Source organism: Ulvibacterium sp., from assembly GCF_965228935.1.
Taxonomy (GTDB): Bacteria; Bacteroidota; Bacteroidia; order Flavobacteriales; family Flavobacteriaceae; genus Ulvibacterium.
In genome coordinates, this window is sequence record NZ_OZ245846.1 from 3,698,757 (window position 1) to 3,714,249 (window position 15,493).

Below are 15,493 nucleotides of genomic sequence, written 5' to 3' on the forward strand. Positions count from 1 at the left end.
AAACCAATGAACCTTACCCAATTTTCGATAAATAAAAACAGGATCACGTTCACCATCCTAGGCACTATTATGTTGTTGGGCATAACCCTATATCAGTCACTGCCCAGGGATAGTATGCCCCCGTATACCGTACGAGTGGCGACGGTAGTCTCCTTCTTTCCGGGAGCCAGTCCGGAACGTGTGGAGCTCTTGGTTACGGACAAGATAGAAAAAGTGGCCCAAGAGTTACCGGAACTTAAAGAGGTGACAAGTACCTCTAGAACCGAACTTTCCGTGGTTTCCGTAACCCTAAAGGATGAGGTGGCACCAGAAGATATGCAGGCCGTTTGGGATCGTTTGAGAAGAAAATTGAGTGCCATAGAAGGTTTACCCCAAGGCGTAACTCCTGATCTTAAGGACGACGGCGTCGGGGAGGTCTATGGTATTGTGGTAGGGATGACCTCCGATGGGTTTTCCTATTCCCAAATGAAAGAATACATAGATGATATCAAGGACGATTTGATCAAACTTCCCGATGCGGCTAAAGTTGAAGTAGGGGGAGAGCAAGATGAACGGATTTTTGTGGAGTTTGATAACACCCAATTAAAGGAGTATAACCTGTCTTCCAGCAAATTGCAGAATATTATCGCATCTACCAATATCTTAAGTAGTGGTGGCCAAATTAACCTTAACGATGAGCGTATAATTTTAGAGCCTACAGGTAATTTCAATTCCTTGGATGATATTAAGGAGACCTTGATTCCTGTGGGGGCCAACGGTACCCAATTGTTACCCTTGGGAGATATTACCAAGATTACCCAATCCTATATTGATCCACCCAAGCAAAAGGTACGTGTAAATGGTAAGGATGCCATATCGCTGCATGTAAGCCTTAAGGACGGCTCCAATGTTATACAATTGGGAGAGGACATAGATAGGACCCTGACCAAATGGCGCCAAAAATTGCCAGTGGGTTTGGAGCTTAGCCGACTGTCCTCCTTGGATACCTATATCGATGCAAAAATCAGTGATTTTGTGGTTAATCTAATGCAATCCATCAGCATTGTATTGATTGTAATGTTGGTGTTCTTGGGATTACGATCAGGGACCATTATCGCCAGTCTAATCCCAATAGTAGTGGTCATGACCCTTATGCTTATGGGGATTATAGGAATGGGGTTAAATCAGGTGACCTTGGCAGCTTTGATCATGGCATTGGGGATGATGGTGGATAATGCCATAGTGGTGGCCGAGACTATAATGGTGAAGTTGGAGCAAGGCGTTCCTAAAAAACAGGCTGCCGTAGATGCCTGTTCGGAACTGTTCACTCCATTATTGATTTCTACCCTTACCACATCGGCTGCATTCCTATCATTTTATTTGGCCGAATCGACTATGGGCGATATCGTAGGCCCTATTTTTGTCGTGATTTCTATGGCACTGCTGTCCTCATGGATTATAGCACTTACCGTAATTACCCTATTTTGTTACCTCTTTTTAAAGGTCACGCCAAAATCAGAGAGCAAGGAAAGTTTCATTGACCGCATTATTAATATTCTTAAAGGATACTATAAAAACTTGATTCTTAAGGCCCTTGCCCATAAATGGATTGTGCTGATCGGGATTTTTGTGGCCTTTTTCCTTTCCCTTTACGGTTTTACCAAAATTGCCTTTGTCTTTTTCCCGGATAGTGATCGAAACATGATTACCGTTGACATCAACCTGCCCTTGGGCACAAAAATCGAAACTACCTCGGATGTAGTTTTGGAGATCGAAAAATACATTTCCGATTCTCTACAGGTAAACGAAAATAGACCTGATGGTATTGTGGATTGGTCCTCATACATAGGGGAAGGCCCGGAATCCTATGATTTAGGATATTCCCCGGACGAGGCCAATTCAAGTTATGCCCATTTATTGGTAAACACATCAAACTTTGTGGTCAACAATGCCATGGTAGAGAAATTGGACAGTTACTGTTTCCAACATTTTCCCAACGCCGATATCAAGGTAGGTCTTTTGGGCTCAGGTGGTGGTGGGGTACCCATAGAAGTAAAGGTATCCGGCCCTGATCCGGACATCCTCGCGACCATTGCCAATTCCGTAAAGGGAAGGCTTACCGAAATAAATGGTACGAAAAACGTAAAGGACGATTGGGGTCCAAAAAGCAAGAAATTCGTTATTGATATTGATCAAAACCGGGCACAGACCGCCGGGGTCTCCAATCAGGATATTGCTACTTCGCTACAGACCGTCCTGGATGGATTTCAAACCGGGGAGTATCGGGAAGATGACAAATCCATACCCATTGTTATGCGAAGCGAGGCCAGTCAACAACAAACATTGGAGTCCCTAGAGACCTTGAATGTCTATTCGCAGTCATCGGGAAAGAGCATACCTTTGCTTCAAGTGGCCAGTATTATACCCCAATGGCAATATAGCAAGATCAAAAGGTTGGATATTTATAGGACCGTAATCGTTTCCAGCGAGCTTCGGGAAGATGCCAATGCTTCGGCCATCACCAATGAAATCAGACCTTGGTTGGATGAACAAAAAACCACCTGGGGTGCGGATTACGGTTATGAATTTGGGGGTGACGCGGAAAACACTGCAGAAAACATGGGTGCGGTAATACGATATCTGCCCCTTTCCGGTTTCATAATTCTCCTGTTGTTGATTATTCAATTCAACTCGTTCCGAAAAATGACCATGGTCTGTTTAACCATTCCTTTGGCCATCATAGGTGTGGTTATCGGATTATTGGTTTTTCAGGAACCTTTTGGCTTTATGCCTTTCCTTGGTGTCATTTCCCTGGCAGGAATAGTGATCAACAACGCCATTGTGCTCATTGACCGCATGGAAATTGAGCAGAACATCCTTAAAAGGAACGAAAAGGACGCTGTGATAACCGCATGCCTTCAACGATTCAGACCCATCCTTTTGGCGACCTTTACCACGGTTTTGGGTTTAATCCCTCTATACCTGAGCGGTGGTGAAATGTGGGAGGGCATGGCCGTTAGCATAATGGTCGGTTTGCTCTTTGGGACGGTCATCACCTTGATTTTTATCCCCACTTTTTACAGTGCGGTTTACAAAGTGGAGTACAAGGGGTATACTTTTGACCCGGCGCTAATGGAAGACTAGTGATCGATAAATTGTATCATATCCGATTTGAGCTGTTCTTTTTGAGTATGCTCCTTATTCTGTTCGGTTCCCTACTTTTTCCCGTTATCATTTTTCAGGAAGAGATCATACACATTTTTTTTCTGGTGAACATTCTGTCCGGTATTCTTTTGGTCTCAAAAACCCGAAAGTTTTTATTGGGCTACCTGATCCTATTCATATTGGGAGTATCGTTTTTTGCATATACCCTGGTACAAAAATTAAGTATAGAGGCGGATTATCAAGTGGTTAGGCTTGCTATTTACACACTATTTTATGCCTTGGTCACCTTGGAAATCATTCGGCAGGTCTGGCATGCCAAAAAAGTGGGTAAAAATGTCATTATAGGCTTAATGAGTGCCTATATTTCTTTGGGTCTGTTAGCCTTTTTTATGTTCTTGTCCATTGAACTTATTCACCCTTCCTCCTTTTCCGGAAGCGGAATTACAGGAACCATTGAGCAAAAATCCGATGCGTTGCTTTATTTCAGTTACATCACCCTACTTACTATTGGTTATGGGGATATTGTGCCCCTGACCCCGATTGCACAAAAGGCTACGGTTTTAGCGGGATTAATAGGTCAGTTTTATATCGTTATCATAACTGCAGTGGTAGTGGAGAAGTACATCATGAACAAAAAAGGGAATACCTGAATTTTAAACACCATTGTTATTTTTCCCTTTTTCGTTTTCCGAGTGGATAGACAGAATTTATGATTCCCGATTCAATGGACTTAAAGAGAAAATTTCCAAATCCTTTGTATTCCACCCGATTAAAATCAATAGCTCCCGCCATGGTTCTTCCACTTCTTGAAGGGTTTGAAGATCGTACTGCCTGATTGGCAAAAAAGGAAACGGTCTTATTCTTTTCAGTTTGATTTTTCTTGAACACGGCGGCTTGTAGATCGTCATATAACATGGTAAGGCTTCCTTCAGCATGAAGGGAATTGGCTTTGCCTTTAAAGGTCATCCCCTTGAGGTTGCCCTTTTCAAACTTAATGCCGGATGTTGGGAGCAATACAGGGTTAAAGGACTGAAAGGTGGTGCTGCCCGTTGAACCGCTGAAATAAAAATCATCACTGGACTCAAAATCCGGGAAAGCAAGCACCAACTCCAAGGGTAAATTCCCAAAGACCTCGCAATCCATGGAAATATTCAACGAACTACTGCCCTGTTTCTGTTCAGCTCTGTTTATGTTCAGATACAGGTTTCTCATGGGTACATTCAATGGCTTTCCGTGATTTTCAGTTTTTTCCGTATAATCCAGGGATGCTTCCCTAAAGACCATTGTTTTAAAATAAAACCGATCCCCAATGTCCCTTAGTAATTCCGATGGTAGTTTTGGTCTTTTGCTTTTGTTCCAAGGTCTACTGTTATCCTTATAGATTACAAACTTTGGGCTTTCTAAAATGAGACTGTCCAAATGTACCCCTTGGTTAAAGAAAAGCTTTTCAATGGCCAAACCGTATACGGTTACATTAGGCAACAGGGATTCGGTAATGGTTGTGTTATAACGGTATTTGGATCCCAGCTTCTCTTTGGGAAGCATTGGCCCATAGGACACATTCTTCATTTTTAACAGTCCCTTTTTAGCATTGAACTGTACGTCGCCCAATTCAAGATCATATTCCTTTTGGGCGAGGCCAAGCCTTTGATTGGATAATCGCAAGCTTAAATCATCCGTATTGATGCTGAACAGGCTAGGGATATTGGGTCGCTTTTGCAATCGTATCCCGTCAATTTCAAATTCCTTTAGGGTATAGGAGGCCAAGGTATCCCGATCGGCTTGGGTCAAGGTGAAGGAGAAGTCACTTACAAAAAATCTACCTAACTTAATTTCCTTCAGTTTACTGAGCAGAATTGTCCTTTCGGATTTATTTTCATTTTGTACGCGGAATCTATGGTCGGTAGCGGATTTTTTTTGGTACAAGACCTCAATTCCATTGACACCCATACTTTCGATTACTAAATGTTTGCGCAAAACTATGGCGAATGCATTGAGCCCTTTCATTTGCAAACTTTGAACGAAGATATGTGGATGTTCAAAACTATCCCGTACTTCTCCTGAAGTGGATACACTGTCCGGTATTAGGGACAAGTTTTGAAATTCGGCCGAACTTTTTAACAAGGAAAGCTCAAGATTGTCGAATGCAAAGGTATAAGGCCGGGTATTATTAAAATGGACGATTTCCGCCTGTATCAAATTACGGATCCGTTTTTTGACCCCTACTGTTCCCAGGGCTATGACCATTCCCAAAAGAAGGGTACCTATTACCAATTTTGATGTCTTGCCCAAGGTCATTTAGCTAAATTTATGGGTCCGGCCTTAAGATACTTATTATTGGGACACCAAATGAAAATGTCCCATCACAATGGATGGGACACTTACTTTTCATTGAAGTAACACGTATTAATTTACATCAATACTTTATGGATGGGACACTTACTTTTCATTGAAGTAACACGTATTAATTTACGTCAATACTTTGCTTTAACAAGGCTCCCACAAGTTCTTTGGAATAATTTGCAGAGGTTCTTTCCAAGGAAGTCGGATCTTTTAGTTCAAACCTACCTACCCATTGTAGGTTGTCCCCATCATCGGTTTTGATATTATAAAGGCTACTTTCCAGAACATATTTTATCCCGGTCTTAAGCTGATCGGGTTCCCAAGTGGTTACTGGATAATAGGCATAATAACGACCAAACCTTCCATACCTGGCCGGAATATAGGTCGTGGAGGAATTCCCTGGAATGACATCGGTATACTCCTCGGAATTTATCAAGTTGGTTATGATGGCTCCATCGAATCCCGCCGAAACCAATTTTTTCTTTACATTCTGGACTTCGCTTTCAGAAAACTCCCGGTTTACATTCTTGGTTCCATCAATGGTGTATGAGGCGATGGCATTGACACCATTTGCCTGAAGCTGTTCCACTACTTGGTTTTCAAATTTCAAACGGGTCGTGTTATCTTTTGAACGTCCCAACACCAAAATTTTTTCATAGGCTTTTTTCGTTTTACCCACATTTTCCGAACTGGTCAGATAGGAAGAACAGCCGACTAACGCGAATGTGAAAAGCAGAATTACAGCAAACCGGGTTATTTTCATGGCACTTAAACTTTTGATTGGTTATTCCGAAATATGATAACTCCGGATTTCATAAAAATAGATAAAAAAAGAATGCCGTTTAAACCCTAGGTTTTGCTTCTTAAACTACCTTAGGCATAGGGCCTATTCGCTTTTTGAGGCCTCCAAATAGGAGAAGATAGCTTCCAATGCCGGATCTTCGTCGTTCAGGTAGTCGTCAAGACTTAAATCAGCGGCTAAATGAGGCGCGATCCACGTCCGGGTATCGTCCGATGTGTGTCCGCCCTGCCAATACCGGCTGGAAATACTACCGGTCAAGCCGCTGTTGGGGAGTATAAATAGATTATCCTCACCATAGAAATTGGGTTTGGAACCTGTGGGCTCGCCAACGAACAAGGTGGCCGTATGCCTTTCCAGGTCGGAGGTTAAATTCATGGCAGCGGAAAAAGTCCGTCTGCCAATAATAGTAAAGAGCTTTCCGCGTGTATTTATTTTTTCATTTCTGATGATTTCATGGATCAATGCCCGGTTCAAAAAACTGTTGCCCCCGTTGTTTAACCGTATATCCAGTATCAGGGCCTTCACTTCATTTTCGTCCACAAATTGAAACAGTTCCTTGACGAAATCGGCCAAACTTTGGTCGGGTTTGTTGCGTACCTGATTAAATTGAAAATACACGATTTTCCTGTCCGTAAGGTACTCGTACCAGTAGAGATTTTCCGGATTCTTTTTCCATAGTGGAATTTTGGAGTTCTGTAGATCTATCCAATCGGATGGGGCAAATCTAGCCATGGGATCTCGGGTAAGAGGTCCTGATTTTAAGGAAACGGTCTTTCTGCGTCCTTCCAGGAACTGTAAGGTGAACGCAATGGAATCCCTGTCCTTACTGGCCCCTATCAATTCATAAATGTCGCTAAACCCCAATGCAACAGGCATAATCCATTTTAACTGCATATCATTATCATGACCTAAATAAACCTTGCAGGCATCCATGATAGCTTTAATAGACATTGATCCCACTTTTTCGACCTTGGCACCTACTAACGATCGATACTCGGGTTCGGCTGCCCTTACATACAATTCGTCTTCGAAAAAATAAAACTCCAGGGGCAGGGCCTTGAATGCATGGGTTCCCTGAAAGGGAGGATAGAGTAGGGTATGGCCGTCCCCGATTTTGGCCAACAGCTCCATAAAGGCACCAATGATTTCCAGATCGTTCATTTGCGGAATTTCGTTATGGACTTTTTGTACTGCATTTTGCCATTCCTTCAAGGAAATGGAATGTGTAAAATTCTTGTGCTCCTTTTCTACCTGTTCCACAAGGTATTCCAGGTCTTGCTGCCATGCCTGTATTTTGTTTGTGGCCGTCTGGGACACCTGTCCCGTGAGAAATTTAAATTGACCGTTGGGGTGCAGGTTTTTAAAGTTTTGGTCTTCAATGGCGCTTCTGATATCATAATGACCGGTACGGTCGGCCTTCTCCAGCCATGTAAGGGCTTTTTTTGTGTTACCCTTCAGGGCATAACAGCGGGCCAGCCTATACATGGCCGAGCTATGGGCCGTGTTCAATGCAATCGTTTTACCGTAGGCTTCAATGGCCTCATCAAGATGATCGGTCTTTTCGGAGGCATTGGCATAGCGATACCAATACACATCATTATAGGGATTGGTTTCCAATACGTTTTTATAGGATGTGTAGGCCAACTCCCAAGATTCATGGGTATAGTGCGATTTTGCAACTTCGATCAACGGTTGGGCCATTAAACAATAGGGGGCAAAAAAAATAACGAGAAGATTACATACTTTTTTCACGATGGTTTTGATTGATGAATAGGGCGTAAAAATAGAATCCTGGGGTATGCGAATCGACCTAAAGGGTAGGATGAGACCTAAAACTTTCCTTGTATTCCGAAGGGGTTTTCCCTTCCATTTTTTTAAAAACCCGGTTGAAGGAGGCCTTGCTTTGGAAACCGGACTCAAAAGCCAAGGCAAGAATGGTTTTATGGTCGTGCTCGGGATCGATCAATTTTTGTTTTACTTCCTCCAAACGATAGGTATTGATGAGGTCATTGAAGCTTTGGCCCAACTGTTCGTTAATGATTCGGGAAATTGTATTTGGGGAAACATGTAAGCTCTCCGAAAGTGCGTACAGGCTCAGTTTTTGATCAAGATAGGGTTTCTCCCGTTCCAAGTGGCTTCTCAATCGCTGTAAATGATCGGAATCCAACGTGCTGTCAATTTTTGATCTGTGGTATTTGGGCCATAAGGACCCTCGCCTGGTACGTACAAAAAGGTGGGGTTCCCAGAGAATTGAAAATGTAAGGAAATAGACAAAAACGGTAATCAATATAGCTCCTAAGTAATCGGAATCAATGGGTAGGTCTATTCCAAAAAACATCAACCAAAAGCAAAAAAAGCTGATGGATGAAATCCCGATAAAAGGCCAAATCAGCTTTCGCACCAGTCTTTTCCTTACTTTATTGGGAAAGTTGGAGGTCTGTAGTTTTTTGGATGAAATGAACTGTATACAACTTCCGACATAAACAATCCAGACAACCCCTTTATAGGCCAAAAAAATCCCGATGGCATCCGGAATATGGGAAAATGTCCCGGGACTTTCGTTCCCATACCAATTAAAACCGGTTTCCAACCAAACAAGCCCTATCGCGAAGGGCAAAAGATGAATGAAATCCGATTTTGAAAACTTGGTCTTTTTACCGGTAATGGATAAGGTAAGCCACCATATGAGCACGATTAGAACCAAGTCTAACAAAATGGAATACTTCCGAATTTTTTTGAAGCTCTGTCCCATATCCAGCAGATCCAATAGTTCGGACAATAGTAAAAAAGAGGCAAGTAGAAGGATAGTTCCCAATAGTAATGAGATCAGCCTGTTCTTGCCATGATTAAGGAGAAGCACCGATCCCAAAAGTAGGGACTGCAAAATACCTATTCCGATTAGGAATTGAAGGATAGCATCTATCATAATTGTGAAACCATTACTTGTACTATCGATGGGTAGTGGACCTGAAACCGACCTATTTCGGTTTGGCACTTTCCAATGGCAATAAAAGATAAGAAAAATGGACGAGGCAATATAATCGGCAAGTGCTTATAAATTAAGCCATTGCTTAAATTCGGCGGCCCTATTTTTGCTTATGATGATATCTACCTCGGAGTTGGGGTTCACCAGTATTTTTAGCTGATTATTGCCATACTTTACAATTTTGTTGATAGCGGATATGGCAATGATGAATTGTCGATTGGCTCTAAAAAAGTAACTGTTGTCCAGATTGGAGAAGAGTTCATCCAAACTCAGATTGGAAGTGGAGCGCTTGCCATTGAAGCGAACCACATAAGTGATAGTGTTCTCTGTATAAATATGGGCGATCTCCCCAATGGGAATGGGTAATAGCTCATTGCGGATATAGGTGAGTATTCTTTTCTTGGTATTGCTGTCGTTGCTACGGGCCCGCGGTTTTTTCTCGTTTACCTTTTGTTGATAATCCCCGACCGCCCTGTTCAATTTTGAAAGGTTAATCACTTCGTCTTCCAATTTTTGGTTTTTGAGCTCCAGCCTTTTTTCATAGGCGCTTCCTATGAATCGAACGGTGATTACATAGGAAAGTATAACGATAAGGCCCATTACCAAAAAGATAAGGTAGAACCTCCTTTTTATTTCATCCAATTGTGATGAGATATTGGTAATGTTGACATGGGACGCAACGATCCAATCCGAATTTTGAACAGGATACAGATGTATCACCTCGGATTCCTGAACGGTACTTTCCTTGGACAATTCTTCCTGCCGTACCATCAAAAGGTCATAAAAATTTTCAGGGCTCAAGTCATCGGTCACCGATGATACAAATGATTTGTTGGCACTAGCCTGTTGCCCGACATTTTTAATATCGGGATGGCATATCACCCTTCCGGACCAATCGAATACACTGAGAAAGCCTCTTTCAAAATCAGTACCCCTTAGGCTGGTTTGTGTATAGCTAATGGTAGAGTCTTTCGTAATACCGTTTGCCAATTGATGGCTTAGAAGCGTGGCGAAGGTTTTGGCCTCTTTTTTGCTAAATTCCAAGTGTGCCTCCAGCAGTTCATAGGTGCTGGCCTTTATCGAATAATGCAGTGCAACACCGGCTATTACAGCATAAATAACCGAAATCGATAAAAAAGTGAGAAAGTAGAGTTTATCTTTTCGCATTACGTTTCAAGGCAATTTTTTCTCGAATATAGCAATTTGATTTTCACCATAACGATTTGGCCGTTATTCTTTAGGATCAATTTTATCTTCCCCAATTTATCCAATTCCTTTTAAGGCCCATAATTCCCTGTTAAGCCCCGTTCTTCCCTTTCAGAAAGATTTTGTCTTCAAAAACCGGTAGCAAATAGTTGCTTTGAAAAAAGTTTAGGAAGTCAAAACCGTCGAATTCGGTAGGACGAATCCCTAAGCTTTTGATCAAGCGATTTACTAACCTAAAATGAAGCACTATGCAAAGGAATGTAAAATTTTTGTTGCCCCTATTGGCCTCAATCTTTATGGCCTGTACCAGTGATAGTGAAGATGATTTGATGGAAACGGAAGAACCCAATGGCCCTGTGACCTATAACGCGAACATTAGGGCGATTATTAACAGTAATTGCCTGAACTGCCATTCCGATCCCACACGGAATGGTGCGCCCTTTTCCCTGACGAATTTTCAACAAGTAAGTACCCGTGCAGAAAATGGCTCCTTATCCAGGTCTATCAACAAGCAGGCAGGGGAAGCGGGTGCCATGCCACCCGGTGGCAGGTTGCCCCAGACTACCATTGATTTGATAGACCAATGGATAGACGAAGGTTTTTTGGAACAATAGGACACGGCAAAGGGATACTATTATGAAAAGTATAAACATCAGATTGCCATTGTTGATTCTTGTTCTTGTACACGGGGCAGTTGCTTCCTTATGGGCACAGGAAAAGTACATCGATACCAACGGAATCGTAATTTTTGAAGCTTCCGAACAGCTTTTTGAGGAGGTGAAGGCGGCCAATGAATCGGTTACCGCCATTTTGAGTACGGAGACCAACCAGATTGCCTCTTTGGCCCTTATCAAGGGTTTCCACTTCAAAAACTCCTTGATGGAGGAACACTTCAATGAAAATTATATAGAATCCGATATCTATCCGAAGGCCAAGTTCAAGGGCAATTTAATCGATTTAGATGTGGTTGAACTCGATGAAAATGTAAAAGAGGTTCCGGTTGAGGGTGTACTTGAGGTACGGGGAGAACAGAAAGAAGTGCATACCGTTCTGAAAACACAGAAAATTGGGGATATCATTTCCATCACTGGGGAGTTTACGGTTACTCCAGGTGATTTCGCGATTGAAATACCCAAGATTGTCCGGAATAAAATTGCCAAGGAAGTTCTTGTGAAGCTGGATTTTAAGTTGGCAAAAAAATGAGAGGTAAAAAATTGTATGCCGTTCTGGCCGGCGCGCTGGTATTGCTAATTCTTGGAATCTCCATGTATAACTACATCTATAAAAGTCATAGGGATATTGCTACGGAACGGGTTGCCCATACCGTATCCGCCACACAAATACATGGGGAACTTGGTAAGAAGGATGAAATCGAAAAGTATGTGGATCAAGTAGTACAAATACATGGAAAAATTACGGCCATTGAGCAGAATGCCATAGTTATCGATAATAAAGTACAGGTCGGTTTTATAATGGATACTCCAAACGATTTATACATAGCGGGCCAAATAGCCGTAAAGGGAAGATGTGTGGGCTATGACGACCTCCTGGAGCTGGTCAAAATTGACCAGGCCACCTTGATCCATAATAACTAACAATCACTAAATAACCATTTTAGAAATGAGAAAACTGAGTGTTCTAATCCTATTACTACCATTTTTTGCCTGGGCACAGGAAGATGAACTATTGGACGAAATAGATAGCATGCCCACTGGGAATGAATATGAAATAGCCGCCTTTAAGGGCCTAAAAATCGTGAATTTTGAATCCACAAAAATGGTTTCCAAAAAACAACTTTTTTTTGTGGTATCCCATCGGTTTGGGTCGGTAAAGACAGGAATAGAGGATTTCTTTGGACTGGACCAGGCCGTAACAAGGCTCAATTTCATCTATGGAATATCGGACGGTATAAACATTGGTGTTTCGCGTAGCTCCTTTCAAAAAACCTACGAGGGCTCATTAAAGTTAAGGCTTGTAAGACAGAAAAGAGGTGGGTCTCCCTTTACCATAGTGCTATTCAACAGCGTATTGCTGAACACTGCTTTGGAAGAAGAGATTTTGCCCGGTCTAAAGTTCGAGAATAGGTTGAGCTATTCCACACAGGCCCTGATTTCCAGAAAACTGAACAAAAATCTTTCCCTACAATTGGCTCCCACTTTTTTTCATGATAACCTTGTGGCCTTTAATGGGCAGGAAAACTCACAATACGCCATTGGCATCGGGGGAAGGCAAAAATTGACAAAAAGATGGTCCATTAATATTGACTATGGCCTACACCTGAACAGGGCGGCCAATTCGCCCTTTAAAAACCCACTTTCCATTGGGTTTGACTTGGAAACCGGAGGCCATGTATTTCAATTGCACTTTACCAATGCCCAACCCATGAATACAAACACATTTTTGGGTCAGGCCACCGGGGATTGGGGCAATGGGGATGTTTTCTTTGGATTCAACCTTTCAAGGGTTTTTTAACTAATGCGAACAGATATGAAATCAGGAATGGCGAAAATTGAAGTACAAAATTCATTTTGTACAAGGTGTTCGGGAAGGATTAAAATCGAACTGCTAAAAATTGAGAACATCACCAATGTTTATCTCTATCCCTTTGATTCCTTGGTAGTGTTCAATTTTGTAAGGGCCAATGAACTTTCCACGGCACTGAACACATTGATGGCCTTGGGTTATCCTCCAAAGGGAGATCGAATTGATATAAAGAATTATGTGCGTCCATGTTGCCAGTGTTCAGAAAATAGGAGGGAAGCCCTCTTTCAAAATGCCCATGTCGGAATAACCAAAAACAGGATAACGACAATGTGAATACAATTTCAGGAATATGGTAAAAAAATGCCCCGTTTGTTTATGGCGCTTTATTCCCCTTTACGACCCATTATTCCCTTTGACCCATATTTTATGGTATAAGGCCTTGACAAATAGTTGCTTTGATATGACATTAATTTTAAAATGATTGAAATGAAAAAGTTCTTTTTAGTATCCATGACATTTTTGGCGTTGCTAGGTTGTAGCAGCGATGATTACGATTCCACGGATGACGATCCGGGAGATGATGACCCAACTCCTCCGCAGGTTAGTACAGTACAATTGAGGAATGACGCCACTTTTGGTAACATCCTTACCGATAAAGAAGGTTTCTCGCTCTACTTCTTCTCGTTCGACAGTATGGGCGATTCCAATTGTACCGATGGCTGTGTGGACGCTTGGCCCATATTTTATGAAGCGGATCTTATCCTGGATAACGGGCTTGATGCAGCGGATTTCGGTACCATTACCCGAAGCGATGGTGAAATGCAGACCACATACAAAGGCTGGCCCCTTTATTTGTTTGCAAATGACGCTTCGGCAAGTGATGTAAGTGGCGATGGTGCTAACGATGTGTGGTACGTGGCCAAACCCGATTATTCGATAATGATGGTCCAGGCCCAATTGGTTGGCAGGGATTCCGAGGGGAACGAGATTAATCTTACGGATACGTATGAACCGGGCGATGCACAAACCTTCTACATGACCGATGCTGAGGGTAATACTTTGTACCGCTTTATTAACGATACCAATGGGGTGAACAATTTCACAAATGAGGACTTCTCCAATGATGCGGTATGGCCCATATTTGAGGAAACCTTACAGAATATCCCTAGTATTTTGAATGAATCGGATTTTGGTTCCATCGACGTCTTTGGTAGGCAACAGCTTACCTATAAGGGATGGCCGCTCTACTATTTCGGGCAGGATGCCCAACGTGGCGATAACTTTGGCGTAGGCTTTCCGGCTGCAGGCATTTGGCCTATAGTTAATCCTGATACGGAGGTCGCTCCCGAAGCGGAACCCAATGCTGTAAGATTACAGAACGATGCTACTTTTGGCAATATCCTGACCAATTCCGATGGCTTTTCACTCTACTTCTTCTCGCTTGATAGCAAGGGCGATTCCAATTGTGTGGATGGCTGTCTGAATGCTTGGCCCATTTTTTATGAAGCGGATCTCACGTTGGATAATGGATTAGATGCGGACGATTTTGGCACTATTACCCGAAGCGATGGCGAAATGCAGACGACATATAAGGGTTGGCCGCTTTATCTCTTCGCAAATGATGCTGCCGAAGGCGATGTAAATGGAGATGGCGCAGGCGATGTTTGGTTTGTGGCCAAGCCGGATTATTCCGTAATGATGGTCCAGGCCCAATTGGTGGGAAGGGATTCCGAGGGGAACGAGACCAATCTTACGGATACCTATGAACCGGGCGATGCACAGACCTTCTACATGACCGATGCGGAGGGCAACACGCTGTACCGATTTGTCAATGACACCAATGGGGTGAACAATTTCACGGCCGATGATTTCTCGAACAATGGGGTATGGCCCATATTTGAAGAGGAGTTGGAGAACGTCCCCAGCATTTTAGAGACTTCGGATTTTGGTTCCATCGATGTGTTTGGTAGGCAACAGCTTACCTATAAAGGCTGGCCGCTCTACTATTTCGGGCAGGATGCCCAACGTGGCGACAACTTTGGTGTAGGCTTCCCGGTTGCCGGCGTCTGGCCCATAGTCAACCCGGATACGGAAGTTGCCCCGGATGCGGGAGGTGGCAGTAAGGTCTATGAAGTTACCAATCAGGGAGCTTCGGCCTATATTCTTTCCGGCGAAGGTCTAAACAATGCCATAAACCCGGATTTGACCCTAAAAAGAGGAGAGACTTATGAATTTAATATTAATGCCCCGGGTCATCCATTTATCATCAAAAGTGTTCAAAGCACCGGTACGGGAAATGCGTACAACGATGGGGTGACCAATAATGGCGAGGCATCGGGAACGGTAACATTTACCGTTCCAAACGATGCGCCCGATACTTTGTTTTACAATTGCGAGTTCCACAGTCCTATGACAGGAACCCTAACGATAGTAGATTGAAAAAGGAAATTATGTTTTTTTGTTAGTTTTAACCTAGGGTTCTGGCAGGAACCCTAGGTTTTAATTTTGATGGTTATCAGGAATAGAAG

General features: G+C 42.8%; 13 protein-coding genes. 8 read left to right on the top strand and 5 right to left on the bottom strand.

Features of this window, described 5'->3' with window-relative positions:
- Window positions 1–6 precede the first annotated feature (6 nt).
- Complete coding sequence (locus ACO06Y_RS15710) at window positions 7–3,123, top strand: efflux RND transporter permease subunit (RefSeq protein ID WP_422079941.1); 3,117 nt, start codon at window positions 7–9, stop codon at window positions 3,121–3,123.
- Entirely contained in the window at window positions 3,123–3,794 is a 672-nt protein-coding gene (locus tag ACO06Y_RS15715) for an ion channel (RefSeq protein WP_422079942.1), read from the top strand. The genes ACO06Y_RS15710 and ACO06Y_RS15715 overlap by 1 nt, the downstream gene beginning before the upstream one ends.
- A 16-nt stretch (window positions 3,795–3,810) precedes the next feature.
- Here the strand turns inward: ACO06Y_RS15715 and ACO06Y_RS15720 are convergent, their stop codons facing one another.
- The 5 genes from ACO06Y_RS15720 to ACO06Y_RS15740 all read right to left on the bottom strand — a co-directional run bounded on the left by ACO06Y_RS15720 (window position 3,811) and on the right by ACO06Y_RS15740 (window position 10,442).
- Entirely contained in the window at window positions 3,811–5,442 is a 1,632-nt protein-coding gene (locus tag ACO06Y_RS15720) for a hypothetical protein (protein ID WP_422079943.1), read from the bottom strand.
- Between the two features lie 166 nt (window positions 5,443–5,608).
- The gene (locus ACO06Y_RS15725; protein WP_422079944.1) at window positions 5,609–6,250 is read right to left on the bottom strand and encodes a hypothetical protein; all 642 of its coding nucleotides are present in this window, start codon (window positions 6,248–6,250) and stop codon (window positions 5,609–5,611) included.
- A gap of 123 nt (window positions 6,251–6,373) precedes the next feature.
- Window positions 6,374–8,041, bottom strand: coding sequence for a TPR end-of-group domain-containing protein (locus tag ACO06Y_RS15730; RefSeq protein WP_422079945.1), 1,668 nt, complete (start codon window positions 8,039–8,041; stop codon window positions 6,374–6,376).
- A 58-nt stretch (window positions 8,042–8,099) separates the two neighbouring features.
- Window positions 8,100–9,215 carry a helix-turn-helix domain-containing protein gene (locus ACO06Y_RS15735; RefSeq protein WP_422079946.1) on the bottom strand — a complete coding sequence of 372 codons (1,116 nt, stop codon included), beginning with the start codon at window positions 9,213–9,215 and terminating at the stop codon, window positions 8,100–8,102.
- 126 nt (window positions 9,216–9,341) lie between these two features.
- Window positions 9,342–10,442, bottom strand: coding sequence for a LytR/AlgR family response regulator transcription factor (locus ACO06Y_RS15740; RefSeq protein ID WP_422079947.1), 1,101 nt, complete (start codon window positions 10,440–10,442; stop codon window positions 9,342–9,344).
- A gap of 287 nt (window positions 10,443–10,729) precedes the next feature.
- On the opposite strand from ACO06Y_RS15740, the gene ACO06Y_RS15745 reads away from it, so the two are divergent.
- From ACO06Y_RS15745 to ACO06Y_RS15770, 6 genes are all read left to right on the top strand, one after another.
- Window positions 10,730–11,095: a hypothetical protein gene (locus ACO06Y_RS15745; RefSeq protein WP_422079948.1), complete on the top strand. Its 366-nt coding sequence runs from the start codon at window positions 10,730–10,732 to the stop codon at window positions 11,093–11,095.
- A gap of 22 nt (window positions 11,096–11,117) precedes the next feature.
- Window positions 11,118–11,684: a YceI family protein gene (locus ACO06Y_RS15750; protein ID WP_422079949.1), complete on the top strand. Its 567-nt coding sequence runs from the start codon at window positions 11,118–11,120 to the stop codon at window positions 11,682–11,684.
- Complete coding sequence (locus ACO06Y_RS15755; RefSeq protein ID WP_422079950.1) at window positions 11,681–12,076, top strand: hypothetical protein; 396 nt, start codon at window positions 11,681–11,683, stop codon at window positions 12,074–12,076. The genes ACO06Y_RS15750 and ACO06Y_RS15755 overlap by 4 nt, the downstream gene beginning before the upstream one ends.
- A gap of 25 nt (window positions 12,077–12,101) precedes the next feature.
- Window positions 12,102–12,953 carry a DUF5777 family beta-barrel protein gene (locus tag ACO06Y_RS15760; protein ID WP_422079951.1) on the top strand — a complete coding sequence of 284 codons (852 nt, stop codon included), beginning with the start codon at window positions 12,102–12,104 and terminating at the stop codon, window positions 12,951–12,953.
- Window positions 12,954–12,968: 15 nt separating this feature from the next.
- On the top strand, window positions 12,969–13,298 hold the full coding sequence (locus ACO06Y_RS15765) for a hypothetical protein (protein ID WP_422079952.1): 330 nt from the start codon (window positions 12,969–12,971) through the stop codon (window positions 13,296–13,298).
- Between the two features lie 153 nt (window positions 13,299–13,451).
- Window positions 13,452–15,404 carry a hypothetical protein gene (locus ACO06Y_RS15770; RefSeq protein WP_422079953.1) on the top strand — a complete coding sequence of 651 codons (1,953 nt, stop codon included), beginning with the start codon at window positions 13,452–13,454 and terminating at the stop codon, window positions 15,402–15,404.
- Window positions 15,405–15,493: the final 89 nt, after the last annotated feature.

Coding starts and splice junctions, on each gene's coding strand:
- ACO06Y_RS15710 (WP_422079941.1), top strand. CDS start 7: ATGAACCTTACCCAATTTTCGATAAATAAAAACAGGATCACGTTCACC.
- ACO06Y_RS15720 (WP_422079943.1), bottom strand. CDS start 5,442: ATGACCTTGGGCAAGACATCAAAATTGGTAATAGGTACCCTTCTTTTG.
- ACO06Y_RS15725 (WP_422079944.1), bottom strand. CDS start 6,250: ATGAAAATAACCCGGTTTGCTGTAATTCTGCTTTTCACATTCGCGTTA.
- ACO06Y_RS15735 (WP_422079946.1), bottom strand. CDS start 9,215: ATGATAGATGCTATCCTTCAATTCCTAATCGGAATAGGTATTTTGCAG.
- ACO06Y_RS15740 (WP_422079947.1), bottom strand. CDS start 10,442: ATGCGAAAAGATAAACTCTACTTTCTCACTTTTTTATCGATTTCGGTT.
- ACO06Y_RS15745 (WP_422079948.1), top strand. CDS start 10,730: ATGCAAAGGAATGTAAAATTTTTGTTGCCCCTATTGGCCTCAATCTTT.
- ACO06Y_RS15750 (WP_422079949.1), top strand. CDS start 11,118: ATGAAAAGTATAAACATCAGATTGCCATTGTTGATTCTTGTTCTTGTA.
- ACO06Y_RS15755 (WP_422079950.1), top strand. CDS start 11,681: ATGAGAGGTAAAAAATTGTATGCCGTTCTGGCCGGCGCGCTGGTATTG.
- ACO06Y_RS15760 (WP_422079951.1), top strand. CDS start 12,102: ATGAGAAAACTGAGTGTTCTAATCCTATTACTACCATTTTTTGCCTGG.
- ACO06Y_RS15765 (WP_422079952.1), top strand. CDS start 12,969: ATGAAATCAGGAATGGCGAAAATTGAAGTACAAAATTCATTTTGTACA.
- ACO06Y_RS15770 (WP_422079953.1), top strand. CDS start 13,452: ATGAAAAAGTTCTTTTTAGTATCCATGACATTTTTGGCGTTGCTAGGT.